General features: G+C 65.8%; 17 protein-coding genes. 6 read left to right on the top strand and 11 right to left on the bottom strand.

All coding sequences use genetic code 11. The features are described 5' to 3' along the window. Positions 1-106 precede the first annotated feature (106 nt). The 4 genes from GJV37_RS00390 to GJV37_RS00375 form a co-directional block, all read right to left on the bottom strand. Positions 107-1,399 (bottom strand): acyltransferase family protein, encoded by a 1,293-nt coding sequence (locus GJV37_RS00390; protein WP_084358732.1) that lies wholly within the window; start codon positions 1,397-1,399, stop codon positions 107-109. Positions 1,400-1,433: 34 nt separating this feature from the next. Continuing rightward, positions 1,434-2,591, bottom strand: a complete 1,158-nt coding sequence (locus tag GJV37_RS00385) for a phospholipase D-like domain-containing protein (protein WP_024762616.1) — start codon at positions 2,589-2,591, stop codon at positions 1,434-1,436. After that, positions 2,588-3,163: a YceI family protein gene (locus GJV37_RS00380; RefSeq protein ID WP_024762615.1), complete on the bottom strand. Its 576-nt coding sequence runs from the start codon at positions 3,161-3,163 to the stop codon at positions 2,588-2,590. The genes GJV37_RS00385 and GJV37_RS00380 overlap by 4 nt, the downstream gene beginning before the upstream one ends. A gap of 111 nt (positions 3,164-3,274) precedes the next feature. Beyond that, positions 3,275-4,180 (bottom strand): LysR family transcriptional regulator, encoded by a 906-nt coding sequence (locus GJV37_RS00375; RefSeq protein ID WP_170859783.1) that lies wholly within the window; start codon positions 4,178-4,180, stop codon positions 3,275-3,277. A 109-nt stretch (positions 4,181-4,289) separates the two neighbouring features. Here GJV37_RS00375 and GJV37_RS00370 point away from each other — a divergent pair, with 109 nt between their 5' ends. Next, positions 4,290-5,789 carry an MFS transporter gene (locus tag GJV37_RS00370; protein ID WP_193452069.1) on the top strand — a complete coding sequence of 500 codons (1,500 nt, stop codon included), beginning with the start codon at positions 4,290-4,292 and terminating at the stop codon, positions 5,787-5,789. A gap of 239 nt (positions 5,790-6,028) precedes the next feature. Here the strand turns inward: GJV37_RS00370 and GJV37_RS00365 are convergent, their stop codons facing one another. The 5 genes from GJV37_RS00365 to GJV37_RS00345 form a co-directional block, all read right to left on the bottom strand. Then, complete coding sequence (locus GJV37_RS00365) at positions 6,029-6,628, bottom strand: YceI family protein (RefSeq protein ID WP_054908596.1); 600 nt, start codon at positions 6,626-6,628, stop codon at positions 6,029-6,031. A gap of 186 nt (positions 6,629-6,814) precedes the next feature. Further along, on the bottom strand, positions 6,815-7,162 hold the full coding sequence (locus GJV37_RS00360; RefSeq protein ID WP_170859785.1) for an amidase: 348 nt from the start codon (positions 7,160-7,162) through the stop codon (positions 6,815-6,817). Then, on the bottom strand, positions 7,159-8,286 hold the full coding sequence (locus tag GJV37_RS00355; RefSeq protein WP_193452068.1) for a serine hydrolase domain-containing protein: 1,128 nt from the start codon (positions 8,284-8,286) through the stop codon (positions 7,159-7,161). The genes GJV37_RS00360 and GJV37_RS00355 overlap by 4 nt, the downstream gene beginning before the upstream one ends. A 116-nt stretch (positions 8,287-8,402) precedes the next feature. Beyond that, the gene (locus GJV37_RS00350; protein WP_024762609.1) at positions 8,403-9,188 is read right to left on the bottom strand and encodes an oxygen-binding di-iron domain-containing protein; all 786 of its coding nucleotides are present in this window, start codon (positions 9,186-9,188) and stop codon (positions 8,403-8,405) included. Positions 9,189-9,294: 106 nt separating this feature from the next. Then, positions 9,295-10,191, bottom strand: a complete 897-nt coding sequence (locus tag GJV37_RS00345) for an acyl-CoA dehydrogenase middle domain-containing protein (RefSeq protein WP_193452067.1) — start codon at positions 10,189-10,191, stop codon at positions 9,295-9,297. Between the two features lie 148 nt (positions 10,192-10,339). Between GJV37_RS00345 and olsB the strand changes: the two genes are divergently transcribed. After that, positions 10,340-11,095 (top strand): L-ornithine N(alpha)-acyltransferase, encoded by a 756-nt coding sequence (olsB, locus tag GJV37_RS00340; RefSeq protein ID WP_038803564.1) that lies wholly within the window; start codon positions 10,340-10,342, stop codon positions 11,093-11,095. Then, positions 11,095-11,865, top strand: a complete 771-nt coding sequence (locus GJV37_RS00335; protein ID WP_193452066.1) for a lysophospholipid acyltransferase family protein — start codon at positions 11,095-11,097, stop codon at positions 11,863-11,865. Before olsB ends, GJV37_RS00335 begins: the two co-directional genes overlap by 1 nt. A 146-nt stretch (positions 11,866-12,011) precedes the next feature. On the opposite strand, the gene GJV37_RS00330 is transcribed toward GJV37_RS00335, so the two are convergent. Together GJV37_RS00330 and GJV37_RS00325 are read right to left on the bottom strand one after the other, a co-directional pair. Then, entirely contained in the window at positions 12,012-12,872 is an 861-nt protein-coding gene (locus tag GJV37_RS00330) for a universal stress protein (protein WP_226045570.1), read from the bottom strand. Between the two features lie 75 nt (positions 12,873-12,947). Next, positions 12,948-13,541: an acyl carrier protein phosphodiesterase gene (locus tag GJV37_RS00325; RefSeq protein ID WP_024762605.1), complete on the bottom strand. Its 594-nt coding sequence runs from the start codon at positions 13,539-13,541 to the stop codon at positions 12,948-12,950. Between the two features lie 278 nt (positions 13,542-13,819). On the opposite strand from GJV37_RS00325, the gene GJV37_RS00320 reads away from it, so the two are divergent. The 3 genes from GJV37_RS00320 to GJV37_RS00310 all read left to right on the top strand — a co-directional run bounded on the left by GJV37_RS00320 (position 13,820) and on the right by GJV37_RS00310 (position 16,571). Continuing rightward, positions 13,820-14,137, top strand: coding sequence for an ArsR/SmtB family transcription factor (locus GJV37_RS00320; protein ID WP_024762604.1), 318 nt, complete (start codon positions 13,820-13,822; stop codon positions 14,135-14,137). 190 nt (positions 14,138-14,327) lie between these two features. After that, positions 14,328-15,491, top strand: coding sequence for an MFS transporter (locus tag GJV37_RS00315; protein ID WP_024762603.1), 1,164 nt, complete (start codon positions 14,328-14,330; stop codon positions 15,489-15,491). Between the two features lie 30 nt (positions 15,492-15,521). Beyond that, entirely contained in the window at positions 15,522-16,571 is a 1,050-nt protein-coding gene (locus tag GJV37_RS00310) for an alkene reductase (RefSeq protein WP_024762602.1), read from the top strand. Positions 16,572-16,617: the final 46 nt, after the last annotated feature.

Raw genomic sequence — 16,617 nt, 5'->3', positions numbered from 1 at the left:
AGAAGCCGGTGAAGGGCGGCGCTGTTTCTGGTTCGCGAGCAAGCTCGCTCCTACGAAGAGCGCAACCTGTCGGAGCGCGCTTGCTCGCGAACGGCCCAACGATGGATTACGACTCGGTAACCACCCGTCGCCGCGGGGCTGGCGGTGTGGGCGGCACCGGCAACAGGTGGCGCACCAGCCATTTGCGCACCGGCACCACGCAGCGCTCCTGCACCAGCACGCAACTGGCGACCATGAACAGCAGGAACAACGGATACAGCCAGATCGACAACTGCTGATGGGTCGCGGACTCGACACAGAACGCCCAGTCCGCGAGGCAATCCCCCGGTGCACGAATCAGTTTTTCCGTTCGCGAGAACAGCGTGAACAGCGGCACGTGCAAGGCGAACAGTGACAACGATGCAGCGCCCAATCGCGGCGACCAATGACGGATCACGCTGCTCTTCGGATCGCGCGGCAAAGCGCTCATGTACACCAGCATCAGCTGGGCCGGCAGCAACAGGCCGTTGTGTAGCAGGAAGTACCAGAACTTCGCGCCGTGGGTGTAGAGGTAATCGGCAACCAGGAAATTGGCCAGCACGAACGCGCCCATCGCCACCAGCATTCCGCGGCCGGGCAGATGGCCGGCGTCCTTGTACTCGCGGAACAGCCCGTAGGCGAGGATGCCGCTGAGGAACTCCGGCAATCGCAGCAGCGGGTTGCGGTGCAGCAGGCCGGTCCAGGGCATGCCGTACTGCTCGCTGGCAACCACCAGGATCGGCGGGATCAGGTAGAGCACCCACAGCGCCAGCAGCCAGCGCCATTTGTGCTGCAAACGTGCCAGGCGCGGGGCGACGAAGGGGAAGCAGAGGTAGAAGAAGAACAGCGTCGACAGCGACCAGAGCGGCGCGTTGAAGGTCAGGTAATACGGGTTCCACGCCTGCAGCATGGTCAGCTGCAGGATGCTGTTGAACAGCAGTTCGCGGTCGCTCATCCAGTGGTGGAACAGCTCCGGCTGCAACCGGCCGATGGCTTCGTTGGTGTCGTAGATGACGAAGCGCGGCGTCGCCTGGTCCAGGTCCGGGCCGATGCCCAGCCCGCTCACCACCAGCAGCACGGCGATGGTCAGCAGGATCGAGAAGATGTGCAGCGGGTAGAGGTTGGACAGGCGCTTGGTGAAGAAGCTGCGCGGGCTCTCGCGCAGGTGCCCGTCGGTGACGTAGACGTGGCAGAGCAGGAAGCCGGAGAGCACGAAGAAGGTGCTGGTGGCGAAAAAGCCCAGGGCAGTCAGGTCATCGAGGCCGGCGAATTTCTGCTCCGCCGGGTAACTGTGCAGCGTGTGGTAGATCACCACGTACAGGCCCATCAGGAAGCGCAGCCACTCCAGCCCGATGAAACGCTCCTTTTGAATCTTTTCCACACCGGCCTCCTACTCGACAGACAACCCTGCGACGTCATCGGCGGCGGTCGAGGAAGTTCACCACCAGTCGGTCCAGCGAGCCCCACAGTCGCTCGCGCAGGCGTTTCCACCAGGGGCGCGCGCGCCAGAAACCCAGGTCGATCTCGCGGCTCTGCGCGAAGTCGGCAGCCAGACAATCGGCCACCGCCGCGGTGAATGGCGGATCGAACGCTTCTACATTGGCCTCCAGATTGAACCGAAGGTTCCAATGATCGAAGTTGCACGAGCCGACGCTGACCCAGTCATCGACCAGTACCATCTTCAGATGAAGGAAGCGCGGCTGGTATTCGAAGATCTTCACCCCGGCGCGCAACAGTCCAGGGTAATAGCGCTGACCGGCGTAACGCACGGGCGCATGGTCGGTGAGCCGGCCGGTGAGCAGCAGGCGCACGTCGACACCGCGCTGTGCAGCCTTGCGCAGTGCGCGACGGACCTTCCAGGTCGGCAGAAAATACGGTGTCGCCAACCAGACGCGCTGGTGCGCACCACGCAGCGAACGAACCAGCGCCTGGAGGATGTCACGATGCTGGCCGGCATCCGCATAGGCAACGCGCGCCAAACCTTCGCCGTAGCTGGGAATCGGCGGCAGGCGGGTCAGCAGGACTTCCTCGCGCGGCTTCCACGCCCGCACGCCGAGGCACGCATTCCACTGGCGCTCGAACAGACGTTGCCAGTCGGCGACGATGTTCCCGGTCATTTCCACCATCACTTCGTGCCAGTCGCTGCGGTTCTCCCGCGCGGACCAGAACTCGTCGGTGGCGCCGGTGCCACCGACATAGGCGATGCGCTCATCTACCAGCAACAGCTTGCGGTGGTCGCGGTACAGGTTGCGCAGGCCGGCTTTCCAGTTCAGCGGGTTGTAGTGGCGCAGCTCGCCGCCGGCCTCCAGCAACTGGCGCGTCCAGGCGCTGGAAAGCTTCAGGCTGCCAAAGGCGTCGAACAGGCAACGCACCTTCACGCCGCGCCCCAGGGCAGCCAGCAGCCGGTCGAGCAACGCCTCGGCGCAACTGCCGCTTTCCACCAGGTAGAGTTCCAGCTCGATCTGCCGCTCGGCGCTGTCGATGGCCTGGAACATGCGCGGGAAGAAGCGCTCGCCATCGCAGAGCAGGGCGAAACGGTTGCCCGTCCGCCAGGGGAAGATCGGGCCGCTCACCGCGAGGCGAAGATCAGCACGGCGCCCACCGGCACCGACAGGCCGATACTCTTCAGCCCGGCCAGTTTGCGCAGCTGCGCCACGCCCGGCGCGAGGCCGAAGTCAGCGGCATTGATCACCAGCGGCTGCAGGGTCACCACCTGGAAGCGGTGCTCGTCCAAGCGGGTGATCAGCACGTCGGTGCGGTAGTTCTTCGCCTGGCCATTGAGCTCCAGGCGCAGTGGCAGGCGCATCTCCAGTTGCACGCCGCTGGCCAGTTCGGTGATCGGGCGCAGGTCGATGCGCGAGGTGATGCGCGCCTCGGGAAACTTCTCGGTATCGAACAGCTTGTCGCGCAGGCGCTCATCGCGCAGCGGAATGCCGCTGCTCACCGAGTCCATCTCGATGCGCAGCTCCACCTGCCCCTGCTCCTCCACCTTGCCGTGCATCACCAGGAAGCGGTTTACCTCGGCGATATCGGCGTTCTTGGTGGTGACGAAGGTCAGCCGCGAGGACTCGTAGTCGAGGTACCAGGCAGCCTGGGCGGAAGCGGCGAAGCAGGCCGCGAAGAGGAAGGCGAACAGCGAGCGCATGAAATCCCTTACATGGACACGGATGGACCAACGGCCAACGATAGCGGCCCGCCGTCGGCTTGCAAACCAGCCAACCGGCGAGCCCTTTGGGCAGGCGCCGGCGCCAATGGTTCAGTCGGCCAGCAGCGCCGGAATCCCGGCCACCAGCGCATCGATGGCGCAACGGATCTTCGACGGCATGTAGCGGGTCTTCTGCCACACCGCATGGATATCCTGCGGCGGCTGATTACAACGCCCCTTGACGACTACCAGCTCGCCGCTCCTCACATGCCGAGACAGCAGCCAGGAAGGCAGACGAGCCAGACCAAATCCGGCCACGGCGGCTGCGGCGATCGCCTGCAGGTCGTCCATGCTCAGTTGCGGATCAATGTCGATACGACGCCGATGGCCGTCATCGTCACGCAGACTCCAGGGCGAGGTGACACCGGCGACCGAATAGCTGATGGCGGCGTGGCCGACAAGATCGTCCAGGCCCACGGGCATCCCACACTGGGCAATGTAGGACGGCGCCGCACCGATGCTGGTGTATTGCGCACCCAGTCTGCGCGCGGCGAGCGTTGCACTATCGCCCAGCGGACCAATGCGCACTGCAAGGTCGAAACCCTCCTCCACCAAATCGACGCGACGGTCGGTGAAGGACATGTCGATCTTCAGCGAAGGGTATTTCCGCGCCAACTCCAGCATCAGCGGCACCACGCAGAGGTGGCCGAAGGAGATCGGCACGCTGACCCGCAGGCGCCCGCGCGGCTCCATCCGACCGCCCTCCAGCGCAGTGTGCGCGGCCTCCAGCTCGGCCAGCGCACGCACGCAGCTGTCGTAGAACACCTGGCCGTCGTCGGTGAGGCTCTGGCTGCGCGTGGTGCGTTGCAGCAGGCGCACCCCCAAGCGCGCCTCCAGCCGGGCAATGGCCTTGCCGACCGCCGAGCGCGTGAGGTTCAAACGCTCCGCTGCGAGCGCGAAGCTGCCGGCATCCACCACCTGGACGAAGGTGGCAATGCCATCGAGTCGGTCATCCATCAGGCAGCCCCTTTTGAGTCCTCAAGAGCCCCAATGATGGGACCAAATGGCGCCAATGGGGAACCCTGTTCTTTTTCAGAATAGTGGTTCGTCCCACGGAGCCATCCTCATGACTGCCCTCCATAACCCCAGAAACCTCATCGCCCTGGCCGCGGTATGCCTGTCCTCGATGATGTTCGGCCTGGAAATCTCCAGCGTACCGGCGAGCCTGCCAGCCCTTGAGCGGGTACTGCACGGCGACTTCCAGGAACTGCAATGGGTGATGAACGCCTACACCATCGCCGTCACCAGCGTACTGATGGCCGCCGGTACCCTGGCCGACCGCTTCGGCCGCAAGCGCCTGTTCGTCATCAGCCTGGCGCTGTTCGGCCTGACCTCGTTGCTCTGCGGGCTGGCGGGCGACATGCCGAGCATGATCGCCGGGCGCTTCCTGCAAGGCGCCGCCGGCGGCGTCATGCTGATCTGCCAGGTGGCGGTGCTGACCAGCCAGTTCAGCGACCCGGCCGAACGCGTGCGCGCCTTCGCCGCCTGGGGCGTGGTGTTCGGCATCGGCCTGGGCTTCGGGCCGATCATCGGCAGCGCCATCGTCGCCCTGGCCAGCTGGCAGTGGGTGTTCCTGGTACACGGGCCGCTCGCCCTGCTGACCCTCGCGCTGGCGCAGTACGGCGCGCTGGAGTCGCGCGATCCGCAAGCCGAGCGGCTGGATATCGGCGGCATGCTCACGCTGTCACTGGCCGTGCTCGGCATCGTGTTCTACATCACCCAGGGCGCCGGCATGGGTTTCGCCAGCCCGGCCGCGCTGGCGATCCTGCTGCTCAGCCTGGCCAGCCTCGCCGCCTTTGTCCTGATCGAGCGCCGCGTCGCCCACCCGATGTTCGACTTCTCCGTGCTGCGCATCCGCGCGTTTTCCGGCGCGATGTTCGGCTCGGCGGGGATGAACGCAAGCTTCTGGCCGCTGATGATCTACCTGCCGGTCTACTACCACGGCGTGCTCGGTTACGGCGACGTGAAGGCCGGCTGGTCGTTGCTGGCGTACACGCTGCCGACGCTGCTGGTGCCGCCCATCGCCGAGCGGCTGGCGCACCGCTTCCACCCCGGCTGGGTGATACCCGGCGGAATGTTCGTGATCGGCACCGGCTTCTTCCTGATGCTCTGGGGTAGCGCCCTGGATCACGCCAGCTGGCTGACCCTGCTGCCCGGCTGCGTGCTGGCCGGCATCGGGCTGGGCATGACCAACACCACGGTGACCAACACCTCCACCGCCGCCGTGCCCGCCGCCCGCGCGGGGATGGCCTCGGGCATCGACATGAGCGCGCGGATGATTTCCCTGGCGATCAATATCGCGGTGATGGGCTTGATCCTGCTCTGGGGCGTCGCTGCCGGGCTGCACGGCGTGAACGGCAGCGAGAAGCTGCAACAGGCCGCCAGCATCGCCGCCGGCCAGTTGGGCCCCGATGCCCCGGCCAGCGCGCGGGCGGCACTGGTGCAGGGCTTCGGCTGGGTGCTGGGCTACGGTGGGGTCAGCGCGTGGCTGTTCGCAGCGGGCAGTTTCGTGACCTTCGGCGCGCGCCGGGCGGCACGACCTACACTGGAGGTAGCCCGATCCTGACTGACAGGAAGACCGCCATGAAAACCATCCTGCTGCTCGCCTTCGTGTTTCTCAGCGCTTCCAGTTGCAGCGTGGGCTCCGGCTTTCGCTTCCAGCCAGACTTGCCGGCAATTGCGGCGCGGGCTTAAGGCTGGCTGTTTTCTCGATTGACGCTGTGCCGTGCGGTTCGCGAGCAACGCCGCCCTGGCCGGCGAATCGCAGAGAAGATCGGCACGAACGAAGATGCCGATCCACAACGATCACGGCGCCTGCTTGATCACCTGGCTGAACCCCAGCACCGCGAACACCGGCACCTCGGGCGTGATCGAAGGCACGTTGGCGACTTCCTTGAGCGGCTCGAGTTTCTCTTCCAGGTCGAAGTCGATCAGCTTGAGCACCAGCGGCTCCAGGGTCGTCACCTCGATGCGGCTCTCGCTGGGGCGGCTGACCAGCACCTGTGACTTCAGCCGACGCTGCTGGCCGTGCAGGTCGAGGTTGAAGTCCACGGTTTCCTGGCGCGACTGGCCGACCTGCAGGTCGTCGTAACGGCTCAGGTCCAGCTGGCTGCTGACGATCGCCTCGGGGAAGCGCTCGATCTCGAAGAAGGAGTTGCGCATGCGCTCGTCGCGCAGCGCCAGGCCGCTGTCGATGGACTCCAGCGGCACCACCACGCGCACCGCGCCCTGGTCGTCGATCTGTCCGGAAAGGCGGTCGAAGCGCTGCACTTCTGCCATCTTGCCGCGCTTGACCGACACGAAGCTGATCCGCGAGGTGTCGCCGTCCAGTTGCCATTCGGCCATCGCCAGGGGGCTGGCCAGCACCAGCAATGCGCACACGGCTCCTGTTACAAAAGAATGCATTCGTCCTCCGAAGCGGGTCGCTCCGCTCCGTGGAACGCGCCCGTCAGAACGTGATTACAATCTCGCGAGCTAGAGCAGAACAAGGCAAAAACAGGCGAGGATGCGCAGTTTACAAGCGGTAAATGAGCAGTCCGAGCCTGTTTTTAACGCCGTTCTGCCGACGCGCAGCAGATCGTAATCGCGTTCTCAGTGGTTGCCCGATTCGGGCAAATCATCCGCCTGGGGCATCAGTTGGCATCCCTCGCGCGCACCGAGCCAGGCGGCTGTCTGTGTACTGCCGAGGCCGCGGGCGGTCACCCGCTTGCGCGCTTCGTCGTCGAGGAAGCCGCTGGTCGGCACGTACTGCTTGGTATAGGCCTGGCAATAGTCTGCCGAGTTCCCCATAACGTAGCGACAGGAGCAGTACTCCTTGGCGGTGTAGGCGCCGATGATGCCGGGGAAGGCCGCGAGATGGACGCGGTTCTGCCAGATCACCACGGCCAGCGCGACGATCAGAAGGACGAGAACGCTGAGGATCGGATGGCGGCGGATCATGGCTGCACCTCCCCGTGGGCGAAGGCCGCCTGGGCGAGTTTGAGGAAGGCGTCGTGCTGGTAGCTGCCGTCGCGGTCGTCGGCGTAGCGGACGATCACCAGCTTCTGTTCGGGGATCACGTAGAGCGCCTGGCCCCAGTGGCCGAGCGCGGCGAAGGTGTCTTCGGGCGCATTCGGCCAGGGTACCGGCGCGCCGGCCACCGGGCGGTTGAGCCACCACTGGCCACCGGGCACCGCTTCGTTGGGTTTCTTCGGATCAGGCTGGTACTCGGGGAACGGCGCAAGAACGAATTTCATCCAGTCCTGCGGCAGCAACTGGCGATCCTTCCAGCGCCCGTCGCGCTCCATCAGCAGGCCGATGCGCGCCATGTCGCGGGCGGTCATGTAGGCGTAGGAGGAGCCGACGAAGGTGCCGCTGGCGTCGCGCTCCCAGACGGCCGACTGGATGCCCAGCGGCTCGAACAGTGCGGTCCAGGGGTAGTTCGCGTAGTCCTTGCCGACCATCTGCTTGAGCGTGGCGGAGAGCACGTTGCTGTCACCGCTGGAGTAGCGGAAGCGCTTGCCCGGCTCGGCGTCGGCGGGGAAGCCGGCGGTGAACTTCGCCATGTCGTCGCGGCCGCGGGTGTAGAGCATCGCCACCACCGAGGAGCGCACCGGCGCGTATTCGTACTCCTCTTGCCAGGCCAGGCCGGAGGCCCAGTGCAGCAGGTCGCGCATCCTGATATCGGGATGGTCGGCGAAGGCCGGGTAATGCTGGGCGACCGGGTCGTCGAGCTGGAACTTGCCCTCGCCGAAAGCCACGCCGAGGACGCTGGCCATCACACTCTTGCTCATCGACCAGGCCAGGTGCGGCGTCTGCGCGCTGGTCGGGCCGGCGTAGCGTTCGTAGATCAATTGGCCGTCGCGAATCACCACCACCGCATCGGTGCGCACGCCCTTGCGGGTCGCGTCGTCGCGGCTGGGGAAGGCGTAGCTTTCGAAGGCTTCGACAGCGGCGCCGCTGGGCGTGGCGCCGTGGGGCCAGTCGGCCTCGGGCCAGGTGTCGGCACCGTGGGCATGGCTGCTGAGCAGGCAGGTGGCCAGGGCCAGTGCGCGCAGCGCTGGCCTGTAGGAAGTGAAGGGCATCGGCGGGCCTCTTGTTATCAGGTCGGCCCGCACCCTAGCACGGTGAAGATGACGAATTAAGCGCCGATCGTGCCGTAATCAAGGACGATTGGCGCAATCGGTCAGCATGGGACCTGTCAGCGTGGCACCTGGTAATCCTCCGGCCCCATCAGGTCCATGCCGCATTGCAGGTCGCTGATCCAGTCGAGGAAGGCTCCGATCATGGCCTTGCCCACGAAGGGCCGGCCGTGCTGCGGGACGATCATCTCGATGTCCATGCCGCGCACCATCGATGCCCAGAGCCGCGCGACCTTGTTCGACGCCATGTAGCGACGGTGGAAGCCTTCCATGTGCGGTACGTGCGCAGCGAAATCCTGCACCGGGCTGGCGTCGTCCACCAGGGAGGCGCCCATGTCGCCGGAGAAGAGGATCTTGCTGACCGGATCGTAGATCTGGAAGTTGCCCACCGAGTGGAGGAAGTGCGCAGGGATCATCTTCAGTTGGCAGCGGCCCAGTTGCACCGACTCGCCGCGGTCCGGCAGCGGAATCACCCGGTCATAGGTGGAGATGCCATGGCTGACCGCCAGGTAGTTGGCCGTCAGGTGCGGCAGGAAGCGCGCCCAGAGCTTCGAGCAGATGACCTTGGCGCGGGTGTGCAGCAGCCACTTGTCCAGCGCGGCGATGATGTCCGGGTCCTGGTGCGAGGCGAAGATGTAGTCCAGGTCCTGCAGCGAGAACAGTTTCGAGAGTTCCAGGGACAACGGCGTATAGGTCAGGTCGCCGCCCGGATCGAGCAGCAGGCGCTTGTCGTGGTCGACGATGAGGAACTGGTTGGATTGCACACCGTCGCCGCTGACCAGATCGTCGAAACACAGGCATTGGTGTTTACCGTCGTCGAACAGCACGATGGGTTCGCGTCGCATGAGGGGATTTCCTAAAGCAGTGGGAGGGGAAAACAGTGGGTAGCCCTGCGGAAATTTCTTGGTATCTCAGAAACATCTGTAAGGCTAACGTCCCCTCCCCAGGCCCTCACTGACGTGGGTCAAGGCCTATTGCCACCCTCGCTTTCTCCAGGCGCTTGGCCCGGGCGGCGCCGGCGATGGCGAGCACACTCTTGTCGCGTCTCCAGACCGCCGCCAGCTCCGGGTCGCCCGAGGCGAAGGCGGCATCCAGCGTCGCAGCGAGGCTTTCGAACTGGCTGAACACACCGGCCAGCAGCAGGTGGGTTTCCGGTTGCGAAGCCGGCTGCCGGCTGACTTCCGCGCAGCCGGCCAGCACACCGGTCAGGCGCAGGCCCAGCTCCGCCGGCCACTGTTTATCCAGCGCCAGGCCGTAGAGCCAGGCGCAGATCGCCGCCAGCACATGGGTATCTTCCAGGGTGCGGAAAGGTTTGCTGTAGGCCTCCCAGCCATCGCCGGGCAGGCGTTCGCAATGGGCGCCGTCGAGCAGCAGGCGGGCGTGGGGGATGTCAGGCAGCAGCGGCAGGGCCGGCAGCGCCTCCAGCTTCACGCCGGGGGCGCCGGCCTGCACCACGGTTATGGCGATGCGCGGAGGCTGCCCCTCGTCCTCGTCACGCGCGGCGACCAGCCACCACGCGGCGCTGTCGGCGGCGGTGGCGAAGTCCTTGCGACCGTGCAGCACCAGACCGTCGAGGCGGGTCTGCAGGTCGGCGGGGCGCACGCTCTTCTTCTCGGTCACGCAGAGCGCGCCGAGGCTGAGCGGGGCCGCCGGCCAGAGCGCGCGCAGGGCCGCCTGGTAACCGGCGAGGAAGGCCAGCCCCGGTGAGGTCGCCAGGCGCCCGCCGAGCACTGCCAGCTCGAAGCTGCCGCTATGGCCGGCGCGTCCCAGCAGTTCGGCGTACCAGTCGTCCAGGGCCAGGCCGGGCGGCAATCGGTCCTGCGGGCCGAACAGGCATTTCCAGGGCATCGCGGCGCTCCTTCCTTCGAGGTCGTTGTTCTTGTCATACAAGCATCACCGCACCGTCATGGGCGTGACACCGGTCATTCCTAGCCTGAGCTTGCACAACAAAGCCGACCGGCCGCAACCCGCATGGCCGGTTCACGGAGGCACTCGCATGAGTCAGATCGCCCTCTCCTGTGACACCCCGGCGCAGCGCCGTCTCAAGGCCGTGCGTCTGCGCGGCGCCCGCGCCCTGCGCGAAGCCCAGGCCCTGCGTTACCGCGTGTTCAGCAGCGAATTCGACGCCCAACTCAAGGGCGCGGACCAGGGGCTGGACATGGACGACTACGACCGCCATTGCGCCCACATCGGCGTGCGCGACCTCAACACCGGCGCGCTGGTGGCCACCACCCGCCTGCTCGACCACCGTGCCGCACAGCGCCTGGGCCGCTTCTACAGCGAAGAGGAATTCGCCCTCGACGGCCTGGACAACCTGCAGGGCCCGGTGCTGGAAATCGGCCGTACCTGCGTCGACCCGGACTACCGCAATGGCGGCACCATCGCCGTGCTCTGGAGCGAGCTGGCCGAGGTGCTGAATGAAGGCGGCTACCGTTACCTGATGGGCTGCGCCAGCATCCCCATGCGCGACGGCGGCATTCAGGCCCGCGCGGTGATGCAGCGCCTGCGTGACCGCTACCTGTGCCAGCAGAACCTGCGCGCCGAGCCGAAAACTCCGCTGCCGCAGTTGGACGTGCCGGACAACCTCACCGCTGAGCTGCCGCCGCTGCTCAAGGCCTACATGCGCCTGGGCGCGAAGATCTGCGGCGAGCCCTGCTGGGACCCGGACTTCGGCGTCGCCGACGTGTTCATCCTGCTCAAGCGCGACGAACTCTGCCCGCGCTACGCCCGCCACTTCAAGGCTGCGGTCTGATGCGCAGCCTGCGCGCCTGGCTGCGCGTTGCACGCCTGCTGCTGGTGTTGACGGTGGGCCTGGTGCTGGCTGCCTTCGTCAGCCTGCTGGAGCGCCTGCCCGGCCGCGACTGGATGCCCCTGCGCCAGCGCCTGACCTGCTGGTACCTGGCGCGCCTGACGGCTGCCCTGCCCTTCAAGGTGAAGGTGCACGGCGAGCTACCCGGCCAGCCGATGCTGTGGGTGTCCAACCATGTGTCCTGGGTCGATATCCCGCTGCTCGGTGCGCTGCTGCCGCTGACCTTCCTGTCCAAGGCCGAAGTGCGCCAATGGCCGGTCGCCGGATGGCTGGCGGAAAAGGCCGGCACGCTGTTCATCCGCCGGGGTTCTGGCGATGCCCGAATGATCAACGCGCAATTGGCCACGCACCTGGCGCGCGGCCGTTCCCTGCTGGTCTTCCCCGAAGGCACCACCACCGACGGCCAGGGCCTGCGTACCTTCCACGGCCGGCTGATGGCCAGCGCCATCGAGGCCGGCGTGCCGGTGCAGCCGGTGGCGCTACGCTACCGGCGCAACGGGCAGGCGTGCGAGCTGGCGCCCTTCATCGGTGACGATGATCTGGTCAGCCACTTGAAGCGGCTGTTCGACAATGATCAGGGAGTCGCGGAAATCCACTTCTTGCCGGCGCTGTCCAGCGCCCACCAGGACCGCAACCTGCTGGCCAGGCAAGCGCACGCGGCAATCCGTGCAGTGGTGTGTGAAGCGCAGGAAGAGGCGGCCATTGCGGCCTGACGTTCGCTGACAAGGGAAGGGATTGGAGCCCGCCGTAACCTACGGCCGGCGGGTTCCCACTCTGACGAAACGGCTTTCAAACTGCGCCGGGCGGCACCCTCGAGTCGCCCGACGCAGCCTGAAAACAGTCTCCAGACGCCGCAGGCTCAAGCCTCCGGCGGCACGACCAGGATGTCACAATCCAGTTCGCGCAGAGCGTAGTCGGCAACACTGCCGATCAGGGCACGCTTGATTCCGCCCATACCCCGAGTACCCATGACCAGCAGATCCGGCCGATGCTTGTCGACCATCCGCTGCAACACGTTGCCCGGCAACCCGACGGCCACCAGTTGTTCATCGATGTGCTCCTCCAGGTGCTGGTCATGGAGGAACTTCTTCAACTCGTCCACCGCCTGGCGCGACTCGCTGCCGACAAATTCGTCGATGCGCTCCTCGCTCACTCCGGAGTACTGCATCATGCCCTTGGCCAGCGGGCTGAAGGCGTAGACACCCCGGCGCACGGCACCTTCGAGCAGGCCCAGTTCATCGGCCACTTCCACCGCATGGGCCGAAGCCGGCGAGGTATCGAGGGCGACCAGCAGGTCGCGGTATTGGCCGCCGGCGGGCTGGTTGACCACCAGCACCGGCAGTTGCCCGGCGCGAAGTACTCGCTCCACCGTGGTGCCGACGAAGATGTCGCGCAGCACGCTCTTGCGGTGGGCTCCCATCACCAGCATCTCGCAGTTCTGCTTCTTCGCCGCAGCGAGGATCTGCTGATTCGGATCGCCGCGCTCCACCAGCAGTTTCGGGCAGGTGCCGCCCAGTTCGGTGAGTTCCACAAGCCGCGCTTCGAGCATCAGGCGCACCTGGGTGACTTCCTGCTCGACCAGCGCCGATGGCTGGTCTTCATCGACCACGTAGAGCACGGTCCAGGGACAGGCGTAGCGCTTGGCGAGCGCCGCCGCACGGTGCAAAGCCTTTTCGGAACGGCCAGACAGATCCGTTGCGACCATTAACGACTTCATCATGCTGCTCCTCTCGTCGTCCTTCAGATGTGTCTATTGCACACGCTATGGGCCGCCGGCCGGTTGACGCATATCAAGTCAGGCCGGACCGTCCATCGATTTCGGCGGATTTCTGACGAACTCCTGAAGCTCGGGATAGAACTCACGGAAGTCGCTGCTCAATGGCTCGTAAAGACGATCCAGCTCCTCCCAGGCGCCATCCAGCAGGGACGGCCGCGACAGGCGCCGGGACATGCCGGAGACAACGTCCTGCAACACCTCGAACTGCCGATAGCTGCCGAGCCAGTCCTGCGCGGCCATGCGCGGTGCAATGCGCGCCAGACGCTCCGGCAGGCCGGGCGTGCGGCCCAGTACACCGTAGACCCGTTGGGTGAACTGCTCCAGCGGCTCGCCGGAGAAACGCTCCCAGTCGCGGGCCAGGCAGTGGTCGTAGAACACGTCCAGCAGCACGCCGGCCATGCGTCGGCGCTCACTGGGGAAGCGCGACTTGGCACTGTGTATCAAGGGATGACTGTCGGTGAAGGCGTCGATGCGCCGGTGCAGGCGGATAGCCGCCTCGATTTCAGCGGGCCACTGCCCGGCCAGCGGGCCTTTGACGAAATCGCCGTAAAGGCTGCCGAGCAGTTGGGCGGGCCGGTCGCCGCCCAGGTGGAGATGCGCGAGGTAGTTCATGAGATGAGCTTAGCGCGTACCGATGCTCTGCTGTAGGAGCGAGCTTGCTCGCGAACCTATTGGCCCCGAGCAGTCTCGGTTCGCGAGCAAGGACTGGTCGCCCCCCGCACCGACTAAAAGCGGCACGGAGCAGAGGCGGAACCATCGCGGACGGAGCACGCTCCCACGGTAGCCCGCCCCTATTATCACGGGCGGTGATCATTACTATCGCGCCAAACGAATTCATATCGTTTTTGACCGATATATAGTTCGTCCCAACGCGATAGACCGATACGCCCATGACTGAACAACACACTCTCGACCTCGACGAAATCTTCAAGGCCCTGGCCCACCCGGTGCGACGCGACATGCTGCACTGGCTCAAGGACCCGGAGAAATTCTTCGTCGAGCAGGAACACCAATCCTTCGAGATCGGCGTCTGCGCCGGCAAGTTCGACCAGCGTACCGGTCTGTCGCAATCCACCGTTTCCGCGCATCTGGCCACCCTCCAGCGCGCGGGCCTGGTGACCAGTCGAAAAGTCGGCCAGTGGAACTTCTTCAAACGCAACGAAGAAACCATCCAGGCCTTTGTTCGCCACCTGAGCGAAGCGCTGTAACAAACCCGTTCAGAATCTTGCGAGCTAGAGCAGAGCAAGGCGAAAACAGACGAAGAAGCACAGTTTACAAGCGGTAAATGAGCATTCCGAGTCTGTTTTCAACGCAGCTATGCCGACGCGCAGCAGATTCAGGACGGGTTTGACCGGCTACTGCCAGCCAAGACAATTTTTACTTTCCAGGAGCAGGCGCATGCCCACTTCGCTTCTCGTCCTCGCTTTGTCCGCGTTTGCCATCGGCACCACGGAATTCGTGATCATGGGCCTGTTGCCCGAGGTCGCGGGCGACCTGTCCGTCTCTATTCCGGCCGCCGGCTGGCTGGTCAGCGGCTATGCCTTCAGTGTCGCCATCGGCGCGCCGATCATGGCACTGCTCACGGCCCGCCTGCCGCGCAAGACCGCGCTGCTGATGCTCATGGGCATCTTCATCCTCGGCAACCTGCTCTGCGCCGTGGCCGCCAACTACGGCCTGCTGATGCTGGCGCGGATCATTACTGCGCTGTGCCACGGCGCCTTCTTCGGCATCGGCTCGGTGGTCGCCGCCAGCCTGGTACCGGCCAACCGCAAGGCTTCCGCCGTGGCGCTGATGTTCACCGGGCTGACCCTGGCCAACGTGCTCGGCGTTCCGGCCGGCACTGCGCTGGGTCAGGTCGCCGGCTGGCGCTCGCCGTTCTGGGCAGTCACGCTGATCGGCGTCATCGCATTGATCAGCCTGTGGCGCGTGCTGCCCAAGCAACACGATGAAGAAGCGGTGGACATGCGCAAGGAAGTCTCCGCGCTGCGCAACGGCCCGCTGTGGCTGGCGCTGGGCACCACCGTACTGTTCTCCGCCGCGGTGTTCGCGCTGTTCACCTACGTCGCGCCGTTGCTCGGCGAAGTCACCGAGGTTTCGCCGCGCGGCATCACCTGGAGCCTGGTACTGATCGGCCTCGGCCTGACCCTGGGCAACATCATCGGCGGCCGCCTCGCCGACTGGCGCCTGGGCACCACCCTGGCCGGCGTGTTCGCCACCATGGCGGTGGTTTCCACTGTGCTGAGCTGGACCAGCGCCGCGCTGATCCCGGCCGAAATCACCCTGTTCATCTGGGCCGCTGCCGCCTTCGCCGCGGTGCCCGCCCTACAGGTCAACGTGGTCCGCGTCGGCGGCGCCGCGCCCAACCTCGTCGCCACCCTGAACATCGGCGCCTTCAACGTCGGCAACGCCATCGGCGCCTGGGTCGGCGGCAGCGTCATCGACCACGGCCTGGGCCTGACCCGCGTGCCCCTGGCCGGCGCCGTGCTCTCCGTACTCGCGCTGATCGCGGTGATGATCGCGTTCGGCGGCAAGCCCAACCAGACACAAACCGTCCTCGATTGAACCTCCACCCTCATGCCCCGGAGTAATGCAATGACTACGCTTTTCGATCCCATCGTCATCGGTGACCTGGAACTGCCCAACCGCATCATCATGGCCCCACTGACCCGCTGCCGCGCCGACGAAGGCCGCGTACCCAACGCGCTGATGGCCGAGTACTACACCCAACGCGCCGACGCCGGCCTGATCCTCAGCGAGGCCACCTCGGTGACCCCGATGGGCGTCGGCTACCCCGACACTCCCGGCATCTGGTCCGACGACCAGGTGCGCGGCTGGACCAACGTCACCAAGGCCGTGCACGCCAATGGCGGCCGCATCTTCCTGCAACTGTGGCACGTCGGCCGCATCTCCGACCCGCTGTACCTGAACGGTGAAACCCCGGTGGCGCCGAGTGCGATCAAGCCGGCCGGCCATGTCAGCCTGGTGCGTCCGATCAAGGAGTTCGTCACCCCGCGCGCCCTGGAAACCGAAGAGATCGCCGACATCGTCGAGGCCTACCGCATCGGCGCGGAAAACGCCAAGGCCGCCGGTTTCGACGGCGTGGAAGTGCACGGCGCCAACGGCTACCTGCTCGACCAGTTCCTGCAGAGCAGCACCAACCAGCGCACCGACCAGTACGGCGGCTCCGTGGAGAACCGCGCGCGCCTGCTGCTGGAAGTCACCGACGCCGTGATCGGCGTGTGGGGCGCCGGCCGTGTCGGCGTGCACCTGGCTCCGCGCATGGACTCCCACGACATGGGCGACTCCGACCCGCTGGCCACCTTCGGCTACGTGGCCCGCGAGCTGGGCAAGCGCGGCGTGGCGTTCATCTGCACCCGCGAGAAGGCCGCTGACGACAGCATCGGCCCGAAACTGAAGGAAATCTTCGGCGGCGTGTACATCGCCAACGAGCGCTTCACCCAGGAAACCGCCACCGAGTGGCTGGAAAGCGGCAAGGCCGATGCCGTGGCCTTCGGCATCCCGTTCATCGCCAACCCGGACCTGGTAACCCGCCTGCAGAAAGGCGCCGCCTGGAACGAGCCGCACCCGGAAACCTTCTACGGCAAAGGCCCGGTCGGCTACCTGGACTACCCGCGCCTGTAAGCGCCGGTACCAGCGCCAACGAAAAGGGCGCCTTCTTGCGAAGGCG

Source organism: Pseudomonas nitroreducens, from assembly GCF_010994165.1.
GTDB classification, from domain to species: domain Bacteria; phylum Pseudomonadota; class Gammaproteobacteria; order Pseudomonadales; family Pseudomonadaceae; genus Pseudomonas; species Pseudomonas nitroreducens.
This window is presented reverse-complemented; position numbering and strand designations above follow the sequence as displayed.

Bases quoted from the DNA above. Each gene is read 5' to 3' on its own strand.
- GJV37_RS00355 (WP_193452068.1), bottom strand. From the start codon at position 8,286: ATGCCCTTCACTTCCTACAGGCCAGCGCTGCGCGCACTGGCCCTGGCC.
- GJV37_RS00320 (WP_024762604.1), top strand. From the start codon at position 13,820: ATGACTGAACAACACACTCTCGACCTCGACGAAATCTTCAAGGCCCTG.
- GJV37_RS00315 (WP_024762603.1), top strand. From the start codon at position 14,328: ATGCCCACTTCGCTTCTCGTCCTCGCTTTGTCCGCGTTTGCCATCGGC.
- GJV37_RS00350 (WP_024762609.1), bottom strand. From the start codon at position 9,188: ATGCGACGCGAACCCATCGTGCTGTTCGACGACGGTAAACACCAATGC.
- GJV37_RS00330 (WP_226045570.1), bottom strand. From the start codon at position 12,872: ATGATGAAGTCGTTAATGGTCGCAACGGATCTGTCTGGCCGTTCCGAA.
- GJV37_RS00380 (WP_024762615.1), bottom strand. From the start codon at position 3,163: ATGCGCTCGCTGTTCGCCTTCCTCTTCGCGGCCTGCTTCGCCGCTTCC.
- GJV37_RS00310 (WP_024762602.1), top strand. From the start codon at position 15,522: ATGACTACGCTTTTCGATCCCATCGTCATCGGTGACCTGGAACTGCCC.
- GJV37_RS00360 (WP_170859785.1), bottom strand. From the start codon at position 7,162: ATGATCCGCCGCCATCCGATCCTCAGCGTTCTCGTCCTTCTGATCGTC.
- GJV37_RS00375 (WP_170859783.1), bottom strand. From the start codon at position 4,180: ATGGATGACCGACTCGATGGCATTGCCACCTTCGTCCAGGTGGTGGAT.
- olsB (WP_038803564.1), top strand. From the start codon at position 10,340: ATGAGTCAGATCGCCCTCTCCTGTGACACCCCGGCGCAGCGCCGTCTC.
- GJV37_RS00365 (WP_054908596.1), bottom strand. From the start codon at position 6,628: ATGCATTCTTTTGTAACAGGAGCCGTGTGCGCATTGCTGGTGCTGGCC.
- GJV37_RS00370 (WP_193452069.1), top strand. From the start codon at position 4,290: ATGACTGCCCTCCATAACCCCAGAAACCTCATCGCCCTGGCCGCGGTA.
- GJV37_RS00325 (WP_024762605.1), bottom strand. From the start codon at position 13,541: ATGAACTACCTCGCGCATCTCCACCTGGGCGGCGACCGGCCCGCCCAA.
- GJV37_RS00335 (WP_193452066.1), top strand. From the start codon at position 11,095: ATGCGCAGCCTGCGCGCCTGGCTGCGCGTTGCACGCCTGCTGCTGGTG.
- GJV37_RS00345 (WP_193452067.1), bottom strand. From the start codon at position 10,191: ATGCCCTGGAAATGCCTGTTCGGCCCGCAGGACCGATTGCCGCCCGGC.